The following is a 24,748-nucleotide window of genomic DNA, read 5'->3' as shown; positions in this document are numbered from 1 at the left end:
GGAGGTGACTGCATCATGAGCGAGACCGAGCACGGCTACTCCCCGGATGTCGGAGGCGGCAGCGAGGAGGCCAAGCGGGCGGGCGACCTGGCGTTCCGGCCGGAGGCCGCGGGCGAGCCCGGGCCCGGGCGGAAGCCGTCCGCCGAGGAGGAGTCGGGCGTGACCGCGGGCGAGTCGCTCACCAGGGGCGGCGAGGAGCTCGCCAAGCAGGAGCAGGAACCCGGCCGGGACCAGGTGGGGGTCAAGGGCAAGACCGACCGTCCGCACGGCCGCTCCACCCTTGAGGACTCCACCGGTATCGCACCGGAGGGGCCCATCGACGAGGAGAGCCCGTCCCTGCCCGCGGGCGACCAGGGCGGCTAGATCGCGTCGCGGGCCGCGGCGACGGCGGCCTGGCCGAGGCTGACGCCGCCGTCGTTCGGGGGGACGCGGTGGTGGGTGAGCACGGTGAAGCCGCGCTCCTCCAGCAGGGTCACGGCCCGGCCGAGCAGCAGCAGGTTCTGGAACACGCCGCCCGACAGGGCCACGGTGGACACGCCCGTGGCCTCGCGGATCACCGCGCATCCGGCGGCCACGATCCCGGCCACGGCGTTGTGGAACCGTGCGGCCACGACGTCACGCGGCACACCCGCGCGCAGGTCGTCGGCTGCCCAGCGGACCAGCTCCACGCCCGGCACGGCGAACCGGGCGCCCGCGGGAACGAGGCCGCCGGGAACGAGGCCGCAGGGATAGGCCTCGTCCACCGCCGGGTCGGCGAGCTGCTCGAACTCGACCGCGGCCTGGCCCTCGTAGTTGATCGTGTCGCGTACGCCCGCGATCGCCGCCACCGCGTCGAACAGGCGGCCCATGCTGGAGGTGAGGGGCGCGTTCCCGCCCCGGCGGGCCAGCGCGACGACGGCCGGCCACCGCCCGGCGTTGCGCCGTACGACGTCCAGGTCCTGGGGGACGTCCCCGTCGTAGGCGAGATCGAGGTAGGCGGCCGCCATGCGCCAGGGCTGCCGGATCGCGGTCGCGCCCCCGGGCATCGGCACCGGCGCCAGATGGCCCGCCCGCTCGAATCCGGCCAGGTCGGCGACGAGGAACTCGCCGCCCCACAACGTGCCGTCCGAGCCGTACCCGAGGCCGTCGAAGGCCACCCCTACGACCGGCCCCGCGACGCCGTTGTCGGCCAGGCAGGAGGCGACGTGGGCGTGGTGGTGCTGCACGCCGACGAGGTCGGCGTCCTGATCGAGAGCCCACTTGGTGGACAGGTATTCCGGGTGCAGGTCGTGCGCGACCACCTCGGGCGTGATGTCGAACAGCCGCCGGAAATGCTCGACGCCCTCGGTGAACGACCGCAGGGTCTCGTGGTTCTCCAGATCGCCGATGTGGTGGGAGACGAACGCACGGTCCCCTTTGACCAGGCAGAACGTGTGCTTCAGCTCGGCGCCGCAGGCGAGCACGGGCCGGGGGGCCGCCCGGGCGAGCGGCAGCGGGTGCGGCACGTATCCCCGCGACCGCCTGATCGGCAGGTCGCGGCCCCGGAAGACCCGTACGACCGAGTCGTCCGTACGGATGTGGATGGGGCGGTCGTGGGTCAGGAAGGCGTCGGCGATGCCGCCGAGCCGTTCCAGAGCGTCCTCGTCCCGGTAGGCGATCGGCTCGTCGGACACGTTTCCGCTGGTCAGCACGATGGGCTGGCCCAGCGCCCCGAGGAGCAGGTGGTGCAGCGGGGTGTAGGGCAGCAGCACGCCCAGCCACCGGTTGCCCGGCGCTACGGAGGGCGCGACGGGCGCGTCCGGCAGCCGCCGCAGCAGCACGACGGGGCGGGCGGGCCCGGTCAGCAGGCGCTCCTCGGCCGGGTCCACCGCGCACAGCAGCCGCGCCGCGGCCAGGTCGCCCGCCATCACCGCGAAGGGCTTGTCCTCGCGGTGCTTGCGCGACCGCAGCGCCGCCACGGCGGGCTCGTCCGCCGCGAGCGCCGCCAGGTGGTAGCCGCCGAGTCCCTTGACCGCCAGCACCCCGCCTTCCCCAAGCAGCCGTACGGCCCGCTCCAGCGGGTCGCCGGCGCCCGCGGGACCGACGAAGCGCAGCCGGGGCCCGCAGGCGGGGCAGCACACGGGCTGGGCGTGGAAGCGCCGGTCGGCGGGGTCGTGGTACTCCCGGGCGCAGTCCGCGCACATCGGGAAGCCGGCCATCGTGGTGTTCACCCGGTCGTAGGGCACGTCGCGGACGATGGTGAAGCGCGGACCGCAGCCGGTGCAGTTGGTGAAGGCGTAGCCGCACCTGCGGTCGGCCGGGTCGGTCAGGTCGCGCAGGCACGCGTCGCAGGTCGCCACGTCCGGCGAGACGAGCGCGTGCCGGTCCCCACCGGCCGCGCTCGGCGCGATCACGAAGGTGCTGCGGCCGGTGACGGGCGCCGGGCCCGTGCTGATCCGCTCGATGACCGCCAGCGGCGGCGGGTCGCCGGTCAGCGCGGCGAGGAACTCCTCGACCGGCGCGCTGCCGCCCTCGACCTCGATGAAGACCCCGCGCTCGTCGTTGCCGACCAGCCCGGCGAGGCCGAGCCGCGTGGCGAGGCCGTACACGAAGGGCCGGAAGCCGACCCCCTGCACGATCCCCTCGACCCGGACGGCGACGGCACGCCTGCTCACCCCCACATTGTCTCAGCGAGGGAGGTCCAGCACGTCGTCGAGGGCGACGACCTCGATCAGGTGACGCACAATCAGACGCTCGTCTCTGTTCGTTGGTCGGCACAGCACGTCTGCGCCGCGGCGACGCCCTCCTCCAGCAGCGCCCGGGCGTGGGGGCAGTCCGTCAGTACATCACGGAAGACCCCCAGACCGAGCACGACGGACTCCGCAGGCACCTTCCTGGCCACCAGCACCTGGCAGGTCCAGGTGACGAATTCGGTGAACAGCGCGGCGTCGTGGACGTACATCGCGGCGATCAGGAAGTCGGCGATGTGACCGAGATCCTCGGCGGTGTGCTCCAGTTGCCGGGCGCTGTAGCCGCCCATCGGGGCGTACGCCTCCCTGAGCGCGTCCGTGACGCGGGCCAGCAGGTCGGCACGGTGCCGGGTCAGGTACGCGTACTCCTCGCCGCCGAGATCGGCCGCGGCGCCGCCGGGGCCGTCGTGGGCGGCGGGAAAGGACGGCAGCCCGGCGGCGAGCCGGTCGGCCGCCGCGTCGGCGGTGGGCGCCCACGCCTCCGCGCCGAGCAGGCGGGCGAAGCGGCCGTCGGCGCCGAACCCGGCCCCACCGGCCAGCACGGGGATGCCCACGGCCTGGCAGGCGGCGATGGTGGCGTGCGCGCGGGGCAGCCGGGTCGGCAGCGTGCAGCCGAGCGCGACCACGTCGGGCCCGGTCTGGTGCAGGTGCGTGATCAGATGCGGGCCGGGCACGCTGGCCCCCAGGAAGTCGACCTGCCACCCCCGCAGGCGCAGCACCTCCGCCATGATGCGGGTGGGCAGCGCGTGATACTCGCCGTCGGCGCAGGCCACGGCCACCCGGCCGCGGGTCGGAGTAGGCCGGACGCGCCCGCTGACGGCGGCCACGGCGCGCTCGCTGATCGCGGTCGCCCCGTGCTCGCGCGCCACCGACCACTCGTTCGACGCCCACAGCTCGCCCACGCGGCGCTGGCCCGGGGCGATGATCCGCAGCAGCACGTCCTCGGCGGACACGCCCTCGTCCATCAGGCCCAGGACCAGGTCGACCGCGCCGTACTCGTCGGCCCGGCCGATCAGGTCCAGGTAGCGCCCGGTGGCCGCCTCCAGGTCGTGCATCACCACGATGTCTCCGTCCGCCCCGTCCCCGCCCGTACGGCGAGCAGGGCGCGGTCGTCCTGCTGCCCGCCCCGGCCTCCGCCGAGCCACTCGGTGCTGAGCTGCTCCAGCCGCTCCACCAGGGCCTCGGCCGGCATTCCCGCGCAGGTCGCCAGCGCCTCCTTCAGCCGTGCCTCGCCATACATCTCCCGGCCGCTCGGGCCGCCGAACGCCTCGGTGATGCCGTCGCTGTACAGCAGGCACACCTCGCCGGGCGCCAGGTCGAGCGTGGCGGGCCTCAGGGTGATCTTCTTCAACGCGCCGAGGATGGAGCCGCGGACCGCGACCTCCTCCACCGTGCCGTCCCTGCGCAGGACCAGCGGCGGCGGGTGCCCGGCCACGGCCAGGTCGACCAGCACGTGATCGCCGGGTGCGGTCCGCAGCGCGGCGAGGATCATCGTGACGTAGGAGTTCGGCGACGGGGAGGCGAGCAGCGACCGGTTGAGCAGTTCGAGCAGCCGGTCGGGACGGCTTTCCAGCAGCAGCAGCGTACGCAGGCTGTGGCGGACCTGACCGGCGAGGACCGCCGCGCGGGCGCCCTTGCCGCAGACGTCGCCCAGGATGACCAGCGGCGGCCGTTCCACGATCCCGCTGTCGGGCGCCGCGTCGGGCAGGTAGACGTCGTAGAAGTCGCCGCCGATGGCGCCCGCCTGCTGCGAGGCCCGCAGCCGGCCGGCCAGCCGCATGCCCTCGATCTCCGGAAGGTCGGGCGGCAGCAGGTCACCGGTCAGGATCGTGTTGATCGTGCTCTGCTCCCGGAACAGGGAGGCCGCCGAGATCGCGGCGCCGGCCCGGGTCGCGAGGTCGCGCGCCATCACCTGGTCGTCGTCGTCGAACGGCGACCGCCCGGCGCCGCGGGCGAGCACGATCGCCCCGGCGGGCACGCCGTTGCCGGGCAGCGGGAGCACCAGCAGGTGGCCCGCCGGGCCGAACCCCTCCGGCAGCAGCCAGTCCGGCGCGCCGCCCGGGTCCTGTTGTCCCGCGACGCCGTGCCGCAGGCCCGCGAGCGCGTCGGTCAGACCGGGCACCTCCGCCGCCGCGGCGGCCGGCAACGTGCCCTCCTCCGGTCCGTACCGGCCGGCGACGGCGCGCACCCACCCCATCCGGCGGCGGGAGGTGGGCGGCAGCAGCACGATCGCCACGTCGGACAGGAAGTCGGCGCCCAGCTCCGTCGCGGCCCGGGCGCACCGGTCCGGGTTGAGCGAGGCGGACAGGCGGCGTCCCGCCTCCAGCAGGAACTCGGTGCGCCGCGCCGCGCTCAGGTCGGTCAGATACCAGGCGAGCCGGCCGTCGCCGACCGCCTCCGCGCGGATCCGGATCGCCCGGCCGCCGTGGATCACGGTCCGGCCTTCGGGGGCGGACGGGACGGAGTCGAGCGGCGCGGGCACGTGCAGGCCCGGCTCGACCCGCGGCACCAGGCGGACCGCCACCGCGTTGGCCAGCGTCACGACGCCCTCCGCGTCGCTCAGCACGATGCCCTCGCCGCTGCCTTCGAGCAGCGCCGCCACGAGATCGGGGGACAGCCGTACGGCGCCGGTGGCGCCTTTCACCCGTGCGTTCCCGTCATGGCCGCGTCCCCCGATTCCGATTCGTTCCTCCAGCCTACCTTTGCCCCATAAACGGAAATATGCACTGGTTGCCGCGGGCCGGGGCGTGTCCCGGCCCGCGGCGGGACGGGCTCAGCCCTTGGCGCAGACGGCGCCGTTGAGCGTGAACTGTGCGGGGACGCCGTTGGTGCCGGTGGTGGACCTGCCGTTCAGGCCGAAGTTGACGGAGCCGCCGGCCGGGATGGTGCCCGTCCACGACTCGTTGACGGCCGTGACCCGCTTGCCGCTCTGGGTCGCCTTGGCGTTCCAGACGCTGTTGATCGTCTGGTCACCCGGGAAGGAGAAGACGAGCGTCCAGCCGTTGATCGCCGTCGCGCCGCCGTTCTTGATCGTGACGTCGGCGTTGAAGCTGCTCCCCCAGTCCGAGAGCCGGTACGTCACCGTGCACGCGGCGGGCGTCACCGACGGCGAAGGAGACGGGGACGGAGAGGCGGAGGGAGAGGGAGAGGGTGAGGGTGAGGGCGACGGGGACGGGCTGTTCGAGGGGCCGGCGCCGTTCCTGGCCGCCTGCCGCTGCGAGTGGGCGCGGAAGGCCGCCAGTTCCGGGGCGCCCGCGGAGACGCCGAACTTCCCGTCCACGCTGCGGTCCTGATACCACCAGAACGCGCTGCCGTCGCCGTCGGCCGCCTCGAAGTCGGGGAACAACGCGCTCCACCAGGCGGAGCGATCGACGTTGTGCACGTTGAACTCGCCCATGAAGAACGGCTTGCCGACGAGGGTGTGCGAGTCGGAGATCCAGGCCCGGATCAGCGCCTTGGTCTGGTCGATGCTCAGGTTCGCCCAGGACTCGGTCGGATAGGGGTGGGCCGAGGTGAAGTCGACGTACGGCGACTGATGGATGAAGACGAACGGATTGCCCTCGTCACCGCCGAAGCCGTATTTCGTGCCGTGTCCCTCCAGGCCGGTGCCCAGCATGTGGTTGGGGTCGATCCCCTTCACGAAGGCGCCCATCTCGTCGACCCACGCGCGCAGGGTCGTTCCGCTGACGTTCTCCGAGGCGCTCTGGTCCTGGTAGCGGGGCTCGTTCATCAACTCCCAGGCGAAGATCGTCGGGTCGTCCTTGTATTTGATCCCGCTGTAGTGGTTGACGCGGTTGAGCGCGTGGCTGACGTAGTTCTTGTACGAGGTGAAGCAGCCGGGGCACCTCGTCTTGTCGAAGAACGCGGCCCGTCCCGGGTGGCCGCCCGACAGGCCCTCCCACTGGAGCCGGGTGTCGATGCCGCCGTAGGCCTCCCAGTAGTTCTCGAAGACCGGGATCAGCCGGACGCCGTGCGCCTTGGCCGACTGGATGATGTAGTCGAACTGGGCGAACTCCTGCTCGTTGTAGACGCCCTTGGACTTCTCGAACCCGTGCCAGTCCTCGTGGCTGAACATCCACACCCGCAGGACCGTGACCTTGTCGGCCTGGAGGTTCGCGAAGTGCGCGTCGATCCGCGCCTTGTCCATGTACTGCGTCTCGGTGTCACCCGAGCCGCTGCCGAAGGTGAACAGGTCGTAGGTGTTCGCGCCGGCGAAGTAGAAGGTCCTGCCGTCGAGGCAGAAGTGGATCCCGCAGCGATAGGCGAAGCCGGCGGGAACGGCCGCGGCCCCGGCGCGCCGCGCCGACGCGCCGGTCAGAACCGGCACGAGAGCGAGCAGGGCCACGGCGATCACGACGAGGACGGCGGGCAGACGGCGTAAGGCAGGGGGGTGGTCCTTCACGTGCTTCTCCCTGAATCGGTTGAGCGCCGGAATCAGAAGGTCTTCCGGTTGCCCTTGAGTCAAAAACTTAACCAGTTAAGTTTCAAGACCCAAAGTGGGGCGGCCGGGAGGCGCGGGCCGGGGGTCGGGACCGGCCCGCGCCTGCTCCTGCTCCGCCCCCTACTCGGCCCGGATGTCGTCGATGTGGAAGGTGCCGGGGCTCATCCAGACGAACATGCCGCGCACGTCCTTGAGGTCCTCCGTCGTGCAGGACATCGCCGAGGTGAGGTCGATCTCCACCGTCCCCGTGCCGTCCTGGTTCTGCCAGCCCCAGGTGGACTGGCACCAGGCCCAGCCGGAGCCGGTCTGCAGCGCGACGCTGGTCGAGGTGCCCGCGGCCCCCGTCTTGATGTCGTACTTCAGCGTGCCCTTGGCCGACAGGTCGACGGGCTCGGGGAAGGCCGCGCCGAACCAGCCGCCGCCGGTCGCGTCCACCCGCAGTCCGTACGTGCCGTCGGTGGCCCACTCGGCGGACTGGGCGACCGTGCCGGCGTCGCTCTGCCAGTTGCCGGGCGCCCAGCCCTGCACGCCGTCCTCGAAGGAGAACAGCCTGATCGCCGCGCCCGGGTCGGGCTTGACGGTCACCGTGATCGTGGCGGTGCCGGACCACCGCAGCAGGCTGTCACGCACCCGGTACGTCGCCGAGGCCCGGCCGCTGAAGCCCTCCGCGGGGGTGAAGGCGACCTTCCCCGACGCGTCGGCGGTGAACGTGCCGCCGGTCACGGTCAGGCTCGCCTGACGGCCCGCCGTGGCCGGGTCGAGATCGAGCGTCTCCGGCCTGATCCTGGCGAGGTACGCGACGTCGTTGGCGGTGGCGTCCACCGTGACCGCCGTGCCGAAGGTCGTGACGGCCGTGTCGTCGTCGGCCACCGGCGGGAAGAGCGGCAGCCTGCCGCGGATCGCCGCCGAGGCGTTGGTGATCGTCGTGCACACCGGACTGGGACAGTAGACGGTGAAGCCGTCGTAGTCGGGGTAGAGCGTGCCGTCGTCCTGCGTGCCCGCGATCAGCCAGTACAGGAAGCCCGCGCCGCCGCCGGACACGAAGGCGTCCGTCCACTCCCGGTAGACGGGGTTGCGCACGGCCTTGCTCAGCAGGCCGAACTCGCCGAGCATCACCGGCTTGCCGATCCTGCGGCCGTCGGCGAGGTGCTTCTTGATCCAGGTCGTGCCCCAGGCGGCGTCCTTGCCCCATCCGTCCGGATAGAGGTGCAGGGACATCAGGTCCATCTTCGGCAGCTTCGCCAGCGCGACGGTGTCCACGCCCTCGCCGCAGTTGTCGGTCCAGTCGGAGCCGCCCGGGTCGGTGCAGTAGAAGCCCTCGTCACCCGCGCTCACCAGGTGCTTGGCGTCCACCGACTTGATGTGCCGGGACATCTCGTCGGCCCAGGCCGTGACGGTGGCCGTGGTGCAGCCGGACGAGGTCGGGTAGTTGCCCGACCCCTTGCACCGGGGCTCGTTGGCCAGCTCCCAGGCCATGATCGTGGGGTCGTCCTTGTAGGCGACGCCGGTCAGCGTGTTGACCCGGTTGAGCAGGTGCGTGATCCAGCCCTTGAACCAGCCCTTGATCGTCGCGTTCGTGTAGAAGTCGTCGTGATACTGGCCCTTGGCCCAACGGACGTACTGGTCCATGCCGCCATAGGCGTTCCAGTTGTTGACGAACGGGATGACCAGCTTGATCCCGGACTGCCTGGCCTTCCACAGCACGTAGTCGAGGTGCTCCAGGCCGTCCGCCCCGTCGTTGTAGGCGGGTTCGGTTCCGTCCCAGTACTGGAAGTAGACGCCGTCCGCCTTGCCCTGGATGGAGTCGGACCCGTCCCGGTCGCCGATGTCCAGCGACCCCCAGTTGCGGATCACGGACAGGTCGGCGGCCTTCGCGCGGGCGAACACGTCGTCCACCATCGCGTGCGACTTGTACATCAGGTAGTAGTTGTTGCTCCCGGCGAAGCGGAACGGCTTGCCCTTCAGCACGAGCCGGGCGCCCGCGCGCTTCACGAAGCCACCGTCTCCCGTGGCGGCGCTCGCCGCGGCCGGCGCGGCCGTCAGCCCCACCAGCACGGCGGCCAGCACGGCAGCCGTACGCAGTCCTCTCATCGACGCTCCTCGTGGTCGGGGAGGCCCGGGCCGGTCAGGTGCCCGGGTCGTCGTCCTGCAACAGGACGAGGGCGGCGGCGCCGAAGAGCCCAGCGTCGCGGCCCAGGGAGGTCGGGTCCACCCGCAGGCGCCGCAGGAAGCCGAGCCCGGCGTTCCTCTCGATCGCCTGCCTGAGCGGGCCGAACAGGATCGGCCCCGCCGCGGCCACGCCCCCTCCGATGACGACGTGGTCGAGGTCGAACAGGGCGGACGCCGTGAGCACGGCGGTGGCCAGCGCGTCGGCGGCGCGCCGGAATGCGAGCGTGGCGGTGGGATGCCCGGCCCGGGCGTCGGCGGCCAGCGCCCGGGCGTCCTCACCGGTCCAGCCGTTCGCGACGGCCCACCGCACCATGCCGGGCCCGCTCGCGATGGTCTCGACGCAGCCGACGCCGCCGCAGGGGCACGGCTCGCCGTCGGGATCGACCGTGATGTGGCCGATGTGCCCGGCGTTGCCCGTCGGGCCGACGTACGGCACGCCGTCGAGGACGAAGCCCCCGCCGACGCCGGTGGAGACCACCATGCCGAGCATGGCGCGGCTCCGGGCCGCGCCGTCCTCGCTCAGGCCGCGCCACCACTCCCCGAGCGCCATGCACTGAGCGTCGCCCGCGAGCCGTACGGGCCGGCCAGGCAGCACCTCGCCGAGCGCGTCCACCAGCGGGAACTCACGCCAGGCGGGGATGTTCACGGGGCTGACGGTGCCCCGGCGCGGGTCGAGCGGCCCGGCCGAGCCCACCCCGATCCCGTCGAGGCGGGCGGGCGGCACGCGCTCGGTGATCCGGTTCACGACCTCCGACAGCGTCCGGTCGGCCGAGCCCGGGCCGCGCAGCGGCACCTCGGCGCGGGCCAGCATCTCGCCGTCGGGCGCGACGGCCGCGGCGGCGAACTTCGTGCCGCCGATGTCCACCGCGAGGACGGTCATCGCCGCATCCCCAGCCCTTCACCACATGTACCACTTAACCGGATAAGTCCCGGCAAAGGTATTGGGTGCGTGACCACCACGTCAACGGGTGATCAGCGGTGTGATCCTCCCGCGACCTCCCACAGTCTCGATCACGGCGGGAAAGCGCAGCCAGGCGCGGGTGACCGGCCCGTCACGGGGTACGCCGCGACAGATCGGCCGAACCGGTTCAGTCAGAAAGGTTCACCACGACAGGGGGTATCCATAATTCCGATGGGTTAGGTAGGGTTAGCGGGTGCATTTCGACTACACCATGGCGATCGGCTCATTCCTGGTCGCCGTCGTCGTCGGCCTCACCGGTATGGGTGGCGGCGCGCTCATGACGCCCATGCTCGTGACGTTCTTCGGCGTGCCGCCCCTCGCCGCCGTCTCCAGTGACCTCGTCGCCGCCGCCGTCATGAAGCCGGTGGGCAGCCTCGTGCACCTGCGCCGGGGGACGGTCAACCTGAGGCTCGTCGCGTGGCTGTGCGCGGGCTCGGTCCCCGCGGCGTTCTGCGGGGTGCTCATCGCCCGCGCCCTCGGCAAGGGCGAGGCCGTGCAGGAGGTGATCCAGAAGGGTCTCGGCGTCGCCCTGCTCATCGCGGCGGGGGGCCTGGCCGTACGCGGCTACCTCGCCATGCGCGACCGCGCCGAGGGCCGCACCCCCGAGACCGGCCGCCGCACCGCCGCCCCCGGCGAACCGGCCGCGACCGAGATGCCCTCCGTCACCGTACGGCCGCTGCCGACCGCACTGGTCGGGGCCGTCGGCGGGCTGGTGGTCGGCATCACCTCGGTCGGCTCCGGCTCACTCATCATCGTGGCCCTGCTGGCGCTCTACCCCGCGCTGAAGGCCAACCAGCTCGTCGGGACCGACCTCGTCCAGGCAGTGCCGCTCGTCATGTCGGCCGCGCTCGGCCACCTGCTGTTCGGCGAGTTCACGCTGTCGGTCACGGTCGCGCTGCTGGCGGGCTCCATCCCCGGCGTCTACCTCGGCTCGCGGATCTCCTCGCGCGCCCCCGGCGGGCTGATCCGCCGCGTCCTGGCGTTCGTGCTGCTCGCCTCGGCGCTGAAGATGTTCGGCGTCGGCAACACCGAGACCGTCTGGGTGCTGGTCGCCGTGCTGCTGCTCGCCCCGGCCTTCTGGATGGTCCTGCGTGTGCGGTGCGGCCTGCCCGCGCTTCCCCGGAAGCGGGAGGCTCAGGCCGCCGGGAGGTGACGGCGCAGGAAGTCCATGGCCAGCCCCCATGCCGTACGGCCCGCATCCGGGTTGTGGAACATCGGCGCGAAGAAGTTGTGGAAGGCGTGGCCGGCCTCCTCCTGCACGTGGACCTCCACGTCCGGCCGTCCGGCCGCCGCCTCCTCCACGACCGCCACCCTGTCGCGGGGGATGTAGGGGTCCCGGCCGCCGAAGTGGAACTGGATCGGGCAGCGGATGTCGCCCATCAGCCGCGGCGCGTCCGGCACGGCCGAGCCGTAGAAGGACACCACGGCCGACAGGCCGCTCCCGTCGGCGCGGGCCGCGATCGCGTAGGCCAGCGAGCCGCCGAGGCAGAAGCCGAGCGCACCGGTCCCGCCCGTCACCTCGGGCCGCGCCGCGAGCGCGGCCAGCGCGGCGGCGCAGTCGTCCGCGCCCTTCTCCGGGTCGAAGTCCGCCGACAGCTCCAGTGAGGCGCGCAGCCCCTCCTCGTCGTGCGCGGCCGCCCAGCCGGGCCGCAGCCGCCAGAACAGGTCCGGCACACCCACGACATAGCCGAGGGCGGCGAGGTCGGCGGCGACGGCCCTGATGTAGTCGCTCACGCCCCAGATCTCCGGGATCAGCAGCAGCCCCGGGCCGCTCCCCCGCTCCGGAATCCACAGGCGCAGGTCGAAGCCGCCGTCCGCGACCGTCACCGTCTGCGTGCGCTCGGGCATCGTTCCTCCCATCCGCGGTGCCGACCGCGATCATCTCACGCGCCGTCAGACCTCCGGCGTACGGCCTCGCGGCGGCCATACGGGCGAGGTAGCGACGGTCCCGCCGGACGGACGATCCCGAAGGCCGCCCGGGCCGGGAGGATCGGGAGACGTGATCAAAGCGATGGCCGCGCTCCTCGCCGCGGCCGCCCTCCTCGCCTCCCTGCAGGCCTGCGCCTCGCCGCCCCGCCCGCGCCCGGCCTCCGACTGCGGTCCCGGCGCGACCTGCGGCACCCTGCGGGTGCCGCTCGATCGGACCGACCCGGCGGCGGGCACGGTCACGATCGGCTACACCCTGGTGCGCCACCTCGACGGCTCGCGGCCCGCGCAGGGGACGGTCGTGCCCAACCCCGGCGGCCCCGGTGCCTCGGCGACCGCCGCCCTCGCCATGTACGCCACCGGTTATCGCGACCTGCTCAAAACCCACGACCTGCTGCTGGTCGACCCGCGCGGGACCGGTGTGTCGGAGCCGCTGCGCTGCCGCGCGGCCTCCGGGCTGACCACCGCGAGCCCGCGGGCCGAGATCGTGGCGGCGATCGGCGCCTGTGGTTCCGAGCTGGGTGACCGGGCCCGCCACTACACGACGGCCGCCGCCGCGGACGACATCGACGCCGTCCGCGCTCACCTGGGGATCGACCGGATCGACCTGCTCGGCCAGTCGTACGGCACCTATCTGATGACCGTCTACGCCCGGCGCCACCCTGACCACGTCGGGTCGATCGTGCTGTCGGGGGCCTACCCGCTGCGGTTCGACCCGTGGGCCAGGCAGAACGCGCGGGCCCTGCGCCGGGCGGTCGGCGCGTTGTGCGACCGCTCACGTGGCGCTTGCGAAGGGCGGGCGGTGCTGGCGGACCTCGGCGCGGTCGCCGCCCGCCTGCGGCGGAGCCCGGTGCCGCTTGAGGGCGGTCTGCTGGACGAGGCGGCCCTCGCCGGAATGGTCTACCAGGTCGCGTCGGACGACCCCGAGCTGTTCGGGCGGCTGCCCGCGATCCTGCGCCGGGCCGCCGGCGGCGACACCGGGCCGCTCGCGGCGCTGGCCGGTCAGGTCCGCGACGGCGCGGTGCGAGACGGCGACGACTTCAGCGTCGCCCTGTTCGCCGCGGTGGTCTGCGGCGACTACCCGGCGCCGTGGGACGCGGGCACGCCGGTCGCGGACCGGCCCGCACGGTATCGCGCCCGGCTGGCCCGGCTCGATCCCGAGGACTTCCGGCCCTTCAGCCCGCAGGCCTGGGTGAGCGGCATTCCCGACCGGGGCGACGTCTGCGCGGGCTGGCCGGGTGCGTCGGCGACGCCGTCCGGCGGGCCGCCGCCCCGCGTGCCGGTGCTCGTGGTGTCGGGCGAGTTCGACCTGAACACCCCGGTCGAGGAGGGACTCCTCGCGGCCCGGCAGTACCCGCGAGCCGAGTCGGTGACGGTGCCGAACAGCGGGCACGTGCCGGAGAGCGGCGGGAGCGCGGCCTCCTGTGTGGTCGCGCTGCAGACCGCCTTCGTCCGCAGCGGGAGGCTGCCCGCCACCGGCTGCCTCGGCGGCATTCCGGCCGTCGTGGTCGAGCGGGACTAGTCGTGGTCGAGCGGGACTAGAGGTCGCGCAGCGCCGGGAGGAGCTCCTTCTCCGACCACTCGAAGAACTCCCGCTGGCGCTCCCGTCCGACCTGCACGAGCGCGAGGTGGGTGAAGCCGGCCTCGGTGTACTGCCGCACGGCCTCGACCACGGCGCCGACGTCCGCGCCGCAGGGCACCTTCTCGGCCACGTCCTCCGGCCGTACGGTCTCGGTCGCGGCGGCGAAGTTCACCGGCGCGGGCAGCTCCGACATGACCTTCCAGCCGGCCACCGACCAGCGCCACAGGCGGTGCGCCCGCTCGATCGCGGCGTCCTTGTCGGGGTCGTAGCAGACGGCCAGCTGGCCGTAGACGGGCTTGCCCTCGCCGCCGGACGCGGCGAACTTCTCCACCAGCGACCCGTCCGGGTCCGTCGCCACGAGGCCGTCGCCGAGCTCGCCCGCGATGTCCACCGACTGCTCGCCGGACGCCGCGACCGCGATGGGCACCGGCCGTTCGGGCAGGTCGAACAGCCGGGCCGAGTCGATGTCGAAGTACTCGCCGCGGTAGTTGCGGTAACCGCCCTGGAAGAGCTCCTTGATGACCTCGATGGCCTCGCGGAACATGTCGTGCCGGGTGTTCACCGGCGGCCAGCCGTGCCCCACCACGTGCTCGTTCAGGTTCTCGCCCGCGCCCACGCCGAGGGTGAACCGGCCGTCGCTGAGCACGCCCATCGTGGCCGCCTTCTGCGCCACCACCGCCGGGTGGTAGCGCATGATCGGGCACGTCACGTAGGTCATCAGCGGCAGCCGTTCGGTGGCCTGCGCCACCGCGCCCAGCACCGACCAGGCGTACGGAGAGTGGCCCATCTCCTCAAGCCACGGGAAGTAGTGGTCGGAGATGACCGCATAGCCGAACCCCACTCGCTCGGCCGTGACCGCGTCCTCCACCAGCTCCTTCGCGGGTGACTGCTCGCACATGAGTGTGAATCCGATCTCTGCCATACGGCCACCCCTACCCACTGGCGCGCGGTCAGACCGCGCGGTGGTACTGGTCGGGCCACCGCCCGGGCACACCCAGTCCCCGAGAACCCAGCTCGCGCGCCGCCAGGTTCGGCCAGTAGGGGTTGCGCAGCAGCTCACGGCCGAGCATGACCGCGTCGGCCTGCCCGGAGGCGACGATCTCCTCCGCCTGGCGCGGCTCGGTGATGAGGCCGACGGCCGACGTGGGCAGGTCGGTCTCCGCCTTCACCCGGGCCGCGAACGGCACCTGATATCCCGGCTCCACCGGGATCCGGGCCTTCGGCGCGTTGCCGCCCGTCGAGACGTCGAGCAGGTCCACCCCGTGGGCGAGCAGTTCCTTGGCCAGCCGCACCGTGTCGTCGGCCGTCCAGCCCTCGCGGGGGTCCTCGGGGTTCTCGCTCAGCCAGTCGGTGGCCGAGACCCGGAAGAACAGCGGCAGCTCGTCCGGCCACTCGGCGCGTACGGCGTCGACCACCTCCAGGGCGAAGCGGGCGCGGTTGGCGAAGGAGCCGCCGTACGCGTCGGTGCGCCGATTGCTGAACGGCGACAGGAACTCGTGGATCAGGTAGCCGTGGGCGCCGTGGATCTCCACCACCGTGAAGCCCGCCGCGAGCGCGCGCCGCGCGGCCGCCGCGAAGTCCTCCACCACCCGCCGGATGTCCGCCTCGCTCAGCTCCTCCGGCACCGGGTGGCCCTCGTCGAACGGGATCGGGCTGGGCGCGACCGGTTGCCAGCCGTGCTGCTCGGGGCCGACCGGCGCGCCGCCGCGCCAGGAGCGGTCGGTGGACGCCTTACGCCCGGCGTGGCCGAGCTGGATGCCGGGCACCGCGCCGTGCTCGGTGAGGAACCGGGTGATGCGGCCGAACTGCGCTTGTTGGCGCTCGTTCCACAGCCCGAGGTCGGCGGGGCTGATCCGGCCCTCGGGGGACACGGCGGTGGCCTCGACCACGATCAGACCCGCCCCGCCCACCGCCCGGGAGCCGAGATGGGTGAGGTGCCAGTCGGTGGGCACGCCCTGCTCGGGCCCCTCCACGGCCGCGCTGTACTGGCACATCGGCGCCATCCAGGCGCGGTTGGGGATGGTCAGGCTCCGCAGGGTCAGGGGCTCGAACAACGCGCTCACGCCGCGCTCCTCTCTCATCGGGACCCTTGTACGATAGCTTTCGTAGTACGGCATCTGTCAAACTACGAAGACCTTCGTACAAAGGGAGGCCCGATGACCTCACAACCCCGGACGCTCGACCATCCGGACCGGTCCGAGATCCGGCTGGAGGACGTGCTGCACGCGCTGTCCGACCCCGTACGCCTCCAGATCGTGTGCTTCCTGGCCGCCGAGGGCGAGTCCTCCTGCTCGGCGATCGACCTCGCGGTCAGCAAGTCGACGACCACCCACCACTTCCGGGTGCTCCGCGAAGCGGGCGTGATCAGGCAGGTCTACCGGGGAACCGCGAAGATGAGCTCCCTGCGCCGCGAGGATCTCGACGCCCTCTTCCCCGGCCTGCTCGACACCGTGGTCACCGCACACGAGGCCCAGCAGGCCAGGACTGTGACCGTTTAAACGGACTTGACCAGTCACACCCTTTGCCGTACCTTTGTAACTGCCAAAGAAATTTAAGACAGTTACAACGGGGACCTGGACGGTAATGATGTTCTACGACTACTCCCTGGCCACCGAGCGCGTCACGCAGTTGCACCGCGAGGCCGACAACGCACGCGTCGCCAGCCGCCTGGTCGCGGCCCGGCGCTGGTCGCGTCTCGCGTCCTGGGCACAGCGTCAGGCCCGCAGGGCGAGCCACGACCTGGGCTGACGGCCGTCACCGCGTCGGTCCGGAGGGGAAGGGCCGATGCGTACGACACGCGACATCCGCACGGCGGTGGTGAAGCCGGTCATCGCCGCCCTCATGGAGGACGCGGGCACCGGCCTCGACTACGGCACCCGGCCCGACCGCCTGCCGGGCCTGCTCACTCCCCTTGACCGTTTCTTCGTCCGCAACCACGCCCCGACTCCCCGTCTCGACGCGAGAACCTGGACGCTGCGCGTCGAGGGCGGCGGCGTGCGCCGCACCGTCCGCTACACCTACGACGACCTGTGGCGCCGGTTCCCGCTCGTGTCCGTCGTCCGGACGCTGGAGTGCGCGGGCAACCGGCGCGCCCTCTTCGGCGCCGAGCACGGGCGCCGCTTCGGCGGGGTGCAGTGGGGCCGCGGCGCGATCGGCACCGCCGAGTGGACCGGGATCCCGCTGCGCGACCTGCTCGAACCCGCGGGCCTGACGGACGCCGCCGTCGAGGTCATGCCGGAAGGGCTCGACGAGGCGCGCGGACGCCGCCCGATGCCCCTCGCCAAGGCCCTGGCCCCCGACACCCTGCTCGCGCTCGCCATGAACGGCGAGATCCTGCCGCCCGACCACGGCTTCCCCGCCCGCGTGGTGGTCTCCGGCTGGCTCGGCGCCGCGAGCATCAAGTGGGTGGGCCGGATCGAGGTGTCCGACCGGCCGCTGCGCGTGCCGTGGAACACCGAGGACTACGTGATCGTCGCCCCCGGCCGTCCGGCCGTGCCGATCACCTCCACGCCGGTCGCGAGCCTGGTCGAGCTGCCCTGGCCCGCACGGCTGCATCCCGGCCCGCAGACGATCCGCGGCCGGGCGTACGCCGGGGAGGACCGCGTGGCCGCCGTCGACTACCGGATCGACGACGGCCCCTGGCGGCCGGCCACACTCGACGGGCCGGACCTCGCGGGCGCCTGGACCCGCTGGCGGTTCCCCTGGGACCCCGCCCCCGGCGCACACGTCCTGCGGGTGCGGGCCACCGACGAGCACGGCCGCTCCCAGCCCGAGGCCACCCCCTGGAACGACCTCGGCTACTGCCACAACTCGGTGCTCCCCCACCCGATCCTGGTCGCTTAGGGGACGAGCACCACCTTGCCCGTGGTCGCACGGGTCTCCAGCGCGGCGTGCGCGGCGGCGGCGTCCTTGAGCGCGATGCTCTGCACCAGCGGGACCAGCGCCCCCGACCCCGCGGCCGCCAGCGCCCGCTCCTCCAGGCCCCGCAGGCCACCCGGCCGCTTCAGCACCCGGGGGCCGACCGCCACCGCCGCAGTGATGCCGCGCGCGTACAGGTCCTCCGTGGTCAGCGCGGTCGGGCCGCCCTCGGCGTCCGCCCAGCCGAACAGCACGATCCTGCCGCCGACGCCGAGCAACTCCAGGGTCTTGCGCCCGAGGTCCCCGCCGACGCCGTCGAGCGCCAGTGTGACCTCCCGGTCGCCGAGGAGCGCCCGCACCTCATCGGGCCAGCCGGGAACGGCGTAGTCCACGGCGTGGTGCGCGCCCAGCGCCAGCACCCGGCTCACCTTGGCCGCGCCGCCCGCGAGCCCGACGACCGTGGCCCCGGCCCGCACCGCCGCCTGCACCAGCAGGTTGCCGATGCCCCCCGCCGCCGCCGTCACCACGACGACGTCGTCCGCCCGGATCTCCGCGACGTCGAGGATGCCCATGGTGGTCCGGCCGGTGCCGATCATCGCCACCGCCTCGCCGTACCCCAGGCCGTCCGGGATCTCGTGGATCGCCGAGACGTCCCGTACGGCCAGTTCGGCGTAGCCGCCGGGAGCCATGCCGAGGTGGGTCACCACCCGCCTGCCGACCAGGCCCGGGTCGACCCCGGAACCGACGGCGTCGACGACCCCGGCGACCTCGCGGCCGGGGATCGTGGGCAGATCGGGAACTGGGATCGGACCGCCGGCGTACTTCCCCGCCCGCAGCGTGGTGTCGACCAGGTGCACCCCCGCCGCCCGTACGGCCACGCGGACCTGGCCGGGCCCCGGCTCGGGATCCTCGACCTCCTCGTAGACGAGATTCTCGGCGGGACCAAAGGCGTGCAGTCGTATGGCGTACATGTGTCCCGTTATAGATCTCCGGGACACGCCCCCACATCGGACGATGGTCCTAGGTCGTATGTAGGCCGATAGATGGAGTCACAGAGTTATGGCGTTCTTCGTTGGGTTTTTCCTCGGCGGCCCTTATGCTCGCACCAAGTCCTCTTTACTACCGTGAGTGAGGAGATGTTGCGTGGCTGATGACGCGCCGCCACCTGGTATCGATGCGCGCGTCCCCAATCCCGCGCGCATGTACAACTACTTTCTCGGCGGAAAGGACAACTTCGCGGCCGACCGGGAAGCCGCGGAGAAAGTGCTGAAGGTCGCGCCCGAGGCCCCCGCGCTGGCCCGCCGCAACCGCGCCTTCCTGCGCCGGGCCGTACGCCATCTGGTGGCCGAGGCCGGGATCCGGCAGTTCGTGGACATCGGGACCGGACTGCCGACCGAGGGCAGCGTCCACGAGGTGGCGCACGAGATGGACCCCGGTGTCCGGGTGGCGTACGTGGACAACGACCCGGTGGTGCTCGCGCACTCCCGGGCCCTGCTGTCGGGCACCGCCGCCACCACCGTCACCGTGCGGGGGGACCTGCGGCGCCCCGAGGAGATCCTGGCCGATCCGGAGCTGCGGTCACTGATCGATCTTTCCGAGCCGGTCGCCATCCTGCTCGTGGCCGTGGTGCACTTCCTCACCGACGACAAGCCGGCCGAGCTCGTGGCCCGCCTCAGGGAGTCCGTGGCCCCCGGAAGCCACCTCGTGCTGTCCCATGTCACCGACGAGGAACGGGCCGGCGACGCCCGCGAGGGGGCGGCCGTCTACCGGCAGGCCAGCACCGGCGTCACGCTGCGGAGCCGCGAGCAGATCCGCGAGCTGTTCGACGGCTTCCACCTCATCGAACCGGGCCTCGTCCCGCTCGACGACTGGCGGCCCGACGACGAGAACCTGCTCGCCCGGCAGGCCCGCCGTCACCTGCCCACGTGGTTCCTCTGCGGGGTCGGACACGCGCCCTGAAAAGGCCGTGAATATTGTGTTACGTCCTGCGTGTACTTGTTTCTTCCTTTAGGGGCGATACGCCAGGCTATGCGGCATGCTCAAGCGCACCAGGTTGTTCGGGCAGAAGACCCGAGTCACCTTCACCCTGCCCGTTGACGAGCCCTCGGGGACGGTCAGCGTGGTGGGCGACTTCAACGACTGGCTGCCCGGCCGCCACGAACTGCTGCGGCGCAGGAACGGCACCCGCACCGTGTCGGTGATCCTCCCGCCCGGCGCGCACCGGTTCCGCTATCTCGCGACGGGCGGCGTCTGGTTCGACGACGACAGCGCCGACCAGGTGGACGACCAGGGCAGCGTGCTGCACCTCTGACTGTTTCTCCGGCTGGAAGCAGGGCAGACGGGGAAACCATGAAGGCAGTTACCTGGCACGGCAAACGCGACGTACGGGTGGAAGAGGTCCCCGACCCCGCCATCAAGGAACCCACCGACGCGATCATCCGGGTCACCACGACCGCCATCTGCGGCTCCGACCTGCACCTGTACGAGGTGCTCGGCCCGTTCATCGGCGAGGGCGACATCCTCGGCCACGAGCCGATGGGCATCGTGGAGGAGGTCGGCGCGGAGGTCACCCACATCTCCCCCGGCGACCGCGTGGTGATCCCGTTCAACATCTCGTGCGGCCACTGCTTCATGTGCGACCGCGCGTTGTACGCCCAGTGCGAGACCACCCAGGTCCGCGAGTACGACACCGGCGCCGCCCTCTTCGGCTACACGAAACTGTACGGCGAGGTGCCCGGCGGCCAGGCGCAATACCTGCGCGTCCCGCAGGCGCACTTCGGGCCGATCAAGGTGCCGGACGGGCCGCCGGACGAGAGGTTCGTCTACCTCTCCGACGTGCTGCCCACCTCCTGGCAGGCCGTCGAATGGGCCGAGGTGCCCGACGGCGGCAGCGTCACCGTCTTCGGCCTCGGACCGATCGGGCAGATGTCGGCCCGCATCGCGCGCCACCGCGGCTACCGCGTGATCGGCGTGGACATCGTCCCGGAACGCCTGGAGATGGCCCGGCGGCACGGCATCGAGGTGATCGACGGGAACGAGACCGACGACGTGCCCGAGGCGATCCGGTCGATGACCGGGGGCCGGGGCACCGACTCGGTCATCGACGCCGTCGGCATGGAGGCGCACGGCTACACCGTGGGCAAACTCGCTCAAACGGTCACCGGGATGCTGCCCGACAAGGCCGCCGCCGCCATGATGACCCGCGCCGGCCTCGACCGGCTCGCCGCCCTGCAGGACGCCATCGAGACCGTACGCCGCGGCGGCACGATCTCGATCAGCGGCGTGTACGGCGGGATGACCGACCCCATGCCGATGCTGCAGATGTTCGACAAGGGCATCACGCTCAGGATGGGCCAGGCCCACGTCAAGCGGTGGGTGGACGACCTCATGCCGCTCCTGACCGGCGACGGCGATCCCCTGGGGGTCGAGGACCTGGCGACCCACCGCCTGCCGCTCGACCAGGCCCCGCACGGCTACGAGATCTTCCAGAAGAAGGAGGACGGCGCGATCAAGGTGCTGCTCAAGCCCTGACGATCAAGCCCTGACGGCCGCGGCCCGCCTGACCCGGCCGCGTACGGCGGTGCCGAGGAAGACCGCACCGAACACCAGGCCCACGAACAGGGCGATGGAGGCCCCGGTCGCGACGTTCCACAGCGTGGAGACCCACACGCCCGCGAGGGCGCACGCGACCCCGATCGCGGCGGCGAGCGGGAACAGCGGCGCGAGCCTGTCGGTGAGCAGGCGGGCGGTCGCGGCCGGGCCCACGATCAGCGCCACGGCGAGGATCGTCCCCAGCGCGGGCACGGTGGCGACGACGGTCACCTCGACGACCGCGAGCAGCGCGAAGTCCAGCAGCACGGTGGGCAGCCCGAGCGCCGCCGCCCCCACCGGGTCGAACGCCGCGAGCAGCAGTTCCTTGCCCATCAGGGCGAGCAGGAGCAGCACGCCGGCGGCGACGGCGGTGGTCGCCACCAGGTCGCCCGTGCCGACGGCGAGGACGTCCCCCACCGTGTAGGCCGCCAGGTCCTTGGTGAAGCCGTCCTGGGCCGACACCAGCACCACACCGAGCGCGAAGCCGCCCGACAACGCGATGCCGGTGGCCGTGGTGAAGTCCTGCCCGCGGCCCCGGCCGAACGCGAGGACGGCGGCGACCACCAGCAGCCCGAACAGCCCGCCGCCGAGATAGAGGTTCACCCCGAGCAGCGCCGCGATGACGATGCCGGGGAACGTCGCGTGGGTGAGGGCCATCGTGAAGAACGGCAGCCGCCGCGCGATCACGAAGACCCCGACCACCCCTCCCAGCACGCCGACCAGGACGGCCTCGACGAGAGCCCGGTGAACGGTGGAGTCGAGCCAGTTCACGCCGCCTCCAGGACCGAGCGGCGGCGGGCCCGGCTCAGGCCGGCCTTCCTGCGGACGAACCCGGCGGCGTGGGCCAGGCCGTACATCGCCACCAGGACGAGCACGACGGTCGCGCCGGAGGCGAGCCTGACGCCGTACCCGACCGACGCCTCGTAGCTCACGACGAGCCCGAGCCACCCGGCGGCCGCGCCGACGAGGCAGGCGAGCGGCACGATGACCGCGAGCCGGTCCGACAGGCTCCGCGCCGCCGCGGCCGGCACGATGAGCAGCGCGATCACGAGGATCGTGCCGACCGCCTTGACGGCGGCCACGACGACCAGCGCGACCGCGACGTTCAGCACGAGGTCGAGCAGGCCCACGCGCACACCGGCCGCCTGGGCGCCCTCGGGGTCGAAGGCGCGCAGCAGCAGCGGCCGCCGCAGCACCGCGAGCAACGCCACGACCACGACCGTCACGACGGCGGTCTGCGCGAGTTGCGCCTCGGTGACCGTCAGCACCCGCCCGAACAGGAACGCGGTGAGGTCGGAGGTGAAGCCCGTCTGCCGCGACACCAGCACCACGCCGACCGCGAACAGCGTGGTCAGCAGCATGGCGAGCGCGGCGTCCTCGCTCACCCGGCGGCGCTGCGTGAGCAGCGTGAGCAGGACGGCCGTGGCGACCCCGGCGGCCAGCGCACCCCAGAAGATGCCGCCGTCCCCGGCCATGAGGTGGCCGATGACCACGCCGGGGAAGACGGTGTGCGTCAGGGTGTCGCTGACGAAGGCGAGCCGGCGCAGCAGCACCAGCACGCCGACCGTGCCCGCGAGCGCGCCGAGGACGACCAGTTCGACCAGCGCGCGGGCCATGAACGGCAGGTGGAAGGGTTCGAAGAGAATCATGTCTGGGTCACGATCACGCGGTCGCCGCGCAGTTCGAGCGCGTGCCCGCCGTACGTCGCCCGCAGCCGCTCGGGCGTCAGCACGTCGCCGGTCGGGCCGAAGCCGAACTGGTGCCGGTTGAGCAGGCACACCTCGTCGCAGGCGAGGTGCGCGATGGCGAGGTCGTGGGTGCTGACGACGACGGAGGCGCCCTTCGCCTTCAGCGAGCCGATCGCCTCCAGCAGCGCGTGCTGGCTGACCGCGTCCACGCCGTTGAACGGCTCGTCGAGCAGCAGCATCCGAGGCTTGGCGGCGATGGCCCTGGCCAGCAGCACCCGCTGGCGCTGCCCGCCCGACAGCGTGCCGAACCGGTCGCGCGCCCGCCCGGCCAGCCCGACCCGCTCCAGGGCGTCGGCCACCTCGGCCCGGTCCTCGGCGGAGGGGCGGCGCAGCCAGCCGATCCGCCGGTAGCGGCCCATCATCACCACCTGCTCGACCGACACCGGGAAGTCGGGGTCGAGCGTGTCGGCCTGGGGCACGTAGGCGACGTCGCGGCGGGCCTGCGCCGGGGGCCGGCCCAGCACCTCGATCCGGCCGCGTACGACCGGCACCAGGCCGAGCAGCGCCTTGATGAACGTGGACTTGCCGGCGCCGTTCGGGCCGATCAGCGCCACGGCCTCGCCCTCGTGGACGACGCCGTGCAACTCCTCCAGGACCGGGACGTCGCCGTAGGCCACGCTCGCCCGGTCGAGCACCAGGGTCGGCGCGCGCTCACTCATGCGGCGGTCCCCCTCAACGCGTTGACGATGGTGTCGGTATTGTGCTCCTCCATCTGCAGGTAGGTCGCACCGGCCGACCCCTCGGGGCCCAGTGAGTCGCCGTACAGCGCGTCCTCGCCGGCCACGACCGTCACCCCGGCCTCGCGGCCGATCGCCTCGGCCGTCTTGGGCGGCAGCGACGCCTCCGAGAAGATCGCGGCCACCCCGGTCGCCTTGATCTTGGCGACGAGGTCGGACACCTGCTTGGCGGACAACTCGGCCGAGGTGTCGAAGCTCGGGATGATCGAGCCGACGAACGTCAGCTTGTAACGGTCGAGGTAGTAGCCGAAGGCGTCGTGGTTGGTCACCAGCTTGCGCCGGTCGGCGGGGACGGACTCGATCTTCTTCGCGATCTCGGTGTCGAGCGCGCCGAGCTTCGCGTCGTACGCCGCCCGGTTGGCCTGGTAGGCCGCGGCGTCGTCCGGATCGGCGGCGGCGAACCCCTTCTCGATCGTGGCGACCATCGTCTTGACGTTCAGCGGGTTGTGCCAGATGTGGGGATCGCCGTTGCGGATCCGTACGCCCTGGGAGGCGTCGACCACGGGCCCGTCGAAACCGGCGGCCGAGATCGTCTCGTCCAGCCACTTCTCCAGGCCCACCCCGTTCTTGACGAGCACGTCGGCCTCGGCGATGGCCTGCATGTCGGCCGGGGACGGCTCGTAGTCATGGGGATCGACGTTCGGCTTGAGCAACTGGTGGACGCTGACCCGGTCGCCGCCGACGTTGCGGGCGAAGTCGGCCACCTGTGTGGTGGTCGCCACCACCTTCAGCGGCCGAGCCGGGTCGGAAGAGGAAGTGGGCTTGTCCGCGCCGCCGCACCCGGCGGCGAGCAGGACGAGCAGGGCGGCGGACGACAACGTACGGGCAAGCGGCGAGAGCACGACGAATCCTCAAGTCGGCATATCAAAGTCGGTGCATCAGGGGAAACATCCCTTCCAAATGTCTCGCAAATGAAAATCATTGTCAACTTAGGACACTTCGGCCGTTAGTACGGCCGTGCCACCAGTCCACCGGCAGCGCCGGCCGTCACCCAGGGCGACTGCGAGTACGTTCAGACGGCACGCCG

General features: G+C 72.4%; 23 protein-coding genes. 9 read left to right on the top strand and 14 right to left on the bottom strand.

What is annotated here, in order from left to right; genetic code table 11:
• Positions 1–15: 15 nt before the first annotated feature.
• The gene (locus Msi02_RS17110; protein ID WP_204049262.1) at positions 16–363 is read left to right on the top strand and encodes a hypothetical protein; all 348 of its coding nucleotides are present in this window, start codon (positions 16–18) and stop codon (positions 361–363) included.
• On the opposite strand, the gene hypF is transcribed toward Msi02_RS17110, so the two are convergent.
• From hypF to Msi02_RS17080, 6 genes are all read right to left on the bottom strand, one after another.
• Entirely contained in the window at positions 360–2,633 is a 2,274-nt protein-coding gene (hypF, locus tag Msi02_RS17105) for a carbamoyltransferase HypF (RefSeq protein ID WP_204049261.1), read from the bottom strand. The genes Msi02_RS17110 and hypF overlap by 4 nt on opposite strands.
• A gap of 71 nt (positions 2,634–2,704) precedes the next feature.
• Positions 2,705–3,763, bottom strand: coding sequence for a cobalamin B12-binding domain-containing protein (locus tag Msi02_RS17100; protein ID WP_204049293.1), 1,059 nt, complete (start codon positions 3,761–3,763; stop codon positions 2,705–2,707).
• Positions 3,763–5,352 (bottom strand): PP2C family protein-serine/threonine phosphatase, encoded by a 1,590-nt coding sequence (locus Msi02_RS17095; protein ID WP_204049260.1) that lies wholly within the window; start codon positions 5,350–5,352, stop codon positions 3,763–3,765. Before Msi02_RS17095 ends, Msi02_RS17100 begins: the two co-directional genes overlap by 1 nt.
• 129 nt (positions 5,353–5,481) lie before the next feature.
• Positions 5,482–7,110: a cellulose binding domain-containing protein gene (locus Msi02_RS17090; RefSeq protein WP_204049259.1), complete on the bottom strand. Its 1,629-nt coding sequence runs from the start codon at positions 7,108–7,110 to the stop codon at positions 5,482–5,484.
• A gap of 159 nt (positions 7,111–7,269) precedes the next feature.
• Positions 7,270–9,240: a cellulase family glycosylhydrolase gene (locus Msi02_RS17085; RefSeq protein WP_204049258.1), complete on the bottom strand. Its 1,971-nt coding sequence runs from the start codon at positions 9,238–9,240 to the stop codon at positions 7,270–7,272.
• Between the two features lie 34 nt (positions 9,241–9,274).
• Positions 9,275–10,198: an ROK family protein gene (locus Msi02_RS17080; RefSeq protein WP_204049257.1), complete on the bottom strand. Its 924-nt coding sequence runs from the start codon at positions 10,196–10,198 to the stop codon at positions 9,275–9,277.
• A 274-nt stretch (positions 10,199–10,472) separates the two neighbouring features.
• On the opposite strand from Msi02_RS17080, the gene Msi02_RS17075 reads away from it, so the two are divergent.
• Positions 10,473–11,432, top strand: a complete 960-nt coding sequence (locus Msi02_RS17075) for a sulfite exporter TauE/SafE family protein (RefSeq protein WP_239108461.1) — start codon at positions 10,473–10,475, stop codon at positions 11,430–11,432.
• On the opposite strand, the gene Msi02_RS17070 is transcribed toward Msi02_RS17075, so the two are convergent.
• Positions 11,414–12,127 carry a dienelactone hydrolase family protein gene (locus tag Msi02_RS17070; protein WP_204049256.1) on the bottom strand — a complete coding sequence of 238 codons (714 nt, stop codon included), beginning with the start codon at positions 12,125–12,127 and terminating at the stop codon, positions 11,414–11,416. The genes Msi02_RS17075 and Msi02_RS17070 overlap by 19 nt on opposite strands.
• A 151-nt stretch (positions 12,128–12,278) precedes the next feature.
• Between Msi02_RS17070 and Msi02_RS17065 the strand changes: the two genes are divergently transcribed.
• A complete protein-coding gene (locus tag Msi02_RS17065; RefSeq protein WP_204049255.1) occupies positions 12,279–13,727 on the top strand; it encodes an alpha/beta fold hydrolase in 1,449 nt (482 codons plus the stop codon).
• 16 nt (positions 13,728–13,743) lie between these two features.
• On the opposite strand, the gene Msi02_RS17060 is transcribed toward Msi02_RS17065, so the two are convergent.
• Positions 13,744–14,709, bottom strand: a complete 966-nt coding sequence (locus tag Msi02_RS17060) for an LLM class F420-dependent oxidoreductase (protein ID WP_204049254.1) — start codon at positions 14,707–14,709, stop codon at positions 13,744–13,746.
• Positions 14,710–14,737: 28 nt separating this feature from the next.
• On the bottom strand, positions 14,738–15,850 hold the full coding sequence (locus Msi02_RS17055) for an NADH:flavin oxidoreductase/NADH oxidase (protein WP_204049253.1): 1,113 nt from the start codon (positions 15,848–15,850) through the stop codon (positions 14,738–14,740).
• 93 nt (positions 15,851–15,943) lie between these two features.
• Between Msi02_RS17055 and Msi02_RS17050 the strand changes: the two genes are divergently transcribed.
• The 3 genes from Msi02_RS17050 (at position 15,944) to Msi02_RS17040 (ending at position 17,630) form a co-directional block, all read left to right on the top strand.
• Entirely contained in the window at positions 15,944–16,285 is a 342-nt protein-coding gene (locus Msi02_RS17050) for an ArsR/SmtB family transcription factor (protein WP_204049252.1), read from the top strand.
• Positions 16,286–16,370: 85 nt separating this feature from the next.
• Positions 16,371–16,535: a hypothetical protein gene (locus Msi02_RS17045; RefSeq protein ID WP_204049251.1), complete on the top strand. Its 165-nt coding sequence runs from the start codon at positions 16,371–16,373 to the stop codon at positions 16,533–16,535.
• A gap of 36 nt (positions 16,536–16,571) precedes the next feature.
• Complete coding sequence (locus Msi02_RS17040; RefSeq protein WP_204049250.1) at positions 16,572–17,630, top strand: sulfite oxidase; 1,059 nt, start codon at positions 16,572–16,574, stop codon at positions 17,628–17,630.
• Here Msi02_RS17040 and Msi02_RS17035 read toward each other — a convergent pair.
• Positions 17,627–18,616: a zinc-binding dehydrogenase gene (locus Msi02_RS17035; protein WP_204049249.1), complete on the bottom strand. Its 990-nt coding sequence runs from the start codon at positions 18,614–18,616 to the stop codon at positions 17,627–17,629. The genes Msi02_RS17040 and Msi02_RS17035 overlap by 4 nt on opposite strands.
• Positions 18,617–18,788: 172 nt before the next feature.
• Between Msi02_RS17035 and Msi02_RS17030 the strand changes: the two genes are divergently transcribed.
• From Msi02_RS17030 to Msi02_RS17020, 3 genes are all read left to right on the top strand, one after another.
• A complete protein-coding gene (locus Msi02_RS17030; RefSeq protein ID WP_204049248.1) occupies positions 18,789–19,604 on the top strand; it encodes an SAM-dependent methyltransferase in 816 nt (271 codons plus the stop codon).
• A gap of 76 nt (positions 19,605–19,680) precedes the next feature.
• The gene (locus Msi02_RS17025) at positions 19,681–19,956 is read left to right on the top strand and encodes an isoamylase early set domain-containing protein (protein ID WP_079313765.1); all 276 of its coding nucleotides are present in this window, start codon (positions 19,681–19,683) and stop codon (positions 19,954–19,956) included.
• 38 nt (positions 19,957–19,994) lie between these two features.
• The gene (locus tag Msi02_RS17020) at positions 19,995–21,176 is read left to right on the top strand and encodes a zinc-dependent alcohol dehydrogenase (protein WP_204049247.1); all 1,182 of its coding nucleotides are present in this window, start codon (positions 19,995–19,997) and stop codon (positions 21,174–21,176) included.
• A gap of 3 nt (positions 21,177–21,179) precedes the next feature.
• Here the strand turns inward: Msi02_RS17020 and Msi02_RS17015 are convergent, their stop codons facing one another.
• The 4 genes from Msi02_RS17015 to Msi02_RS17000 are packed head-to-tail and all read right to left on the bottom strand — an operon-like array spanning position 21,180 to position 24,563.
• Complete coding sequence (locus Msi02_RS17015; RefSeq protein WP_204049246.1) at positions 21,180–22,007, bottom strand: metal ABC transporter permease; 828 nt, start codon at positions 22,005–22,007, stop codon at positions 21,180–21,182.
• Positions 22,004–22,885, bottom strand: a complete 882-nt coding sequence (locus Msi02_RS17010) for a metal ABC transporter permease (RefSeq protein ID WP_204049245.1) — start codon at positions 22,883–22,885, stop codon at positions 22,004–22,006. The genes Msi02_RS17015 and Msi02_RS17010 overlap by 4 nt, the downstream gene beginning before the upstream one ends.
• Positions 22,882–23,643: a metal ABC transporter ATP-binding protein gene (locus Msi02_RS17005; RefSeq protein ID WP_079313769.1), complete on the bottom strand. Its 762-nt coding sequence runs from the start codon at positions 23,641–23,643 to the stop codon at positions 22,882–22,884. Before Msi02_RS17005 ends, Msi02_RS17010 begins: the two co-directional genes overlap by 4 nt.
• The gene (locus tag Msi02_RS17000; RefSeq protein ID WP_079313770.1) at positions 23,640–24,563 is read right to left on the bottom strand and encodes a metal ABC transporter substrate-binding protein; all 924 of its coding nucleotides are present in this window, start codon (positions 24,561–24,563) and stop codon (positions 23,640–23,642) included. The genes Msi02_RS17005 and Msi02_RS17000 overlap by 4 nt, the downstream gene beginning before the upstream one ends.
• Positions 24,564–24,748 lie beyond the last annotated feature (185 nt).

The organism is Microbispora siamensis, assembly GCF_016863095.1.
GTDB classification, from domain to species: domain Bacteria; phylum Actinomycetota; class Actinomycetes; order Streptosporangiales; family Streptosporangiaceae; genus Microbispora; species Microbispora siamensis.
The sequence above is the reverse complement of the archived record's forward strand: the minus strand, read 5'-3'. Positions and strand labels throughout refer to the sequence as shown.

Bases quoted from the DNA above. Each gene is read 5' to 3' on its own strand.
- Msi02_RS17050 (WP_204049252.1), top strand. From the start codon at position 15,944: ATGACCTCACAACCCCGGACGCTCGACCATCCGGACCGGTCCGAGATC.
- Msi02_RS17035 (WP_204049249.1), bottom strand. From the start codon at position 18,616: ATGTACGCCATACGACTGCACGCCTTTGGTCCCGCCGAGAATCTCGTC.
- Msi02_RS17060 (WP_204049254.1), bottom strand. From the start codon at position 14,709: ATGGCAGAGATCGGATTCACACTCATGTGCGAGCAGTCACCCGCGAAG.
- Msi02_RS17070 (WP_204049256.1), bottom strand. From the start codon at position 12,127: ATGCCCGAGCGCACGCAGACGGTGACGGTCGCGGACGGCGGCTTCGAC.
- Msi02_RS17010 (WP_204049245.1), bottom strand. From the start codon at position 22,885: ATGATTCTCTTCGAACCCTTCCACCTGCCGTTCATGGCCCGCGCGCTG.
- Msi02_RS17080 (WP_204049257.1), bottom strand. From the start codon at position 10,198: ATGACCGTCCTCGCGGTGGACATCGGCGGCACGAAGTTCGCCGCCGCG.
- Msi02_RS17005 (WP_079313769.1), bottom strand. From the start codon at position 23,643: ATGAGTGAGCGCGCGCCGACCCTGGTGCTCGACCGGGCGAGCGTGGCC.
- Msi02_RS17110 (WP_204049262.1), top strand. From the start codon at position 16: ATGAGCGAGACCGAGCACGGCTACTCCCCGGATGTCGGAGGCGGCAGC.
- Msi02_RS17020 (WP_204049247.1), top strand. From the start codon at position 19,995: ATGAAGGCAGTTACCTGGCACGGCAAACGCGACGTACGGGTGGAAGAG.
- Msi02_RS17045 (WP_204049251.1), top strand. From the start codon at position 16,371: ATGATGTTCTACGACTACTCCCTGGCCACCGAGCGCGTCACGCAGTTG.
- Msi02_RS17025 (WP_079313765.1), top strand. From the start codon at position 19,681: ATGCTCAAGCGCACCAGGTTGTTCGGGCAGAAGACCCGAGTCACCTTC.
- Msi02_RS17085 (WP_204049258.1), bottom strand. From the start codon at position 9,240: ATGAGAGGACTGCGTACGGCTGCCGTGCTGGCCGCCGTGCTGGTGGGG.
- Msi02_RS17100 (WP_204049293.1), bottom strand. From the start codon at position 3,763: ATGCACGACCTGGAGGCGGCCACCGGGCGCTACCTGGACCTGATCGGC.
- Msi02_RS17040 (WP_204049250.1), top strand. From the start codon at position 16,572: ATGCGTACGACACGCGACATCCGCACGGCGGTGGTGAAGCCGGTCATC.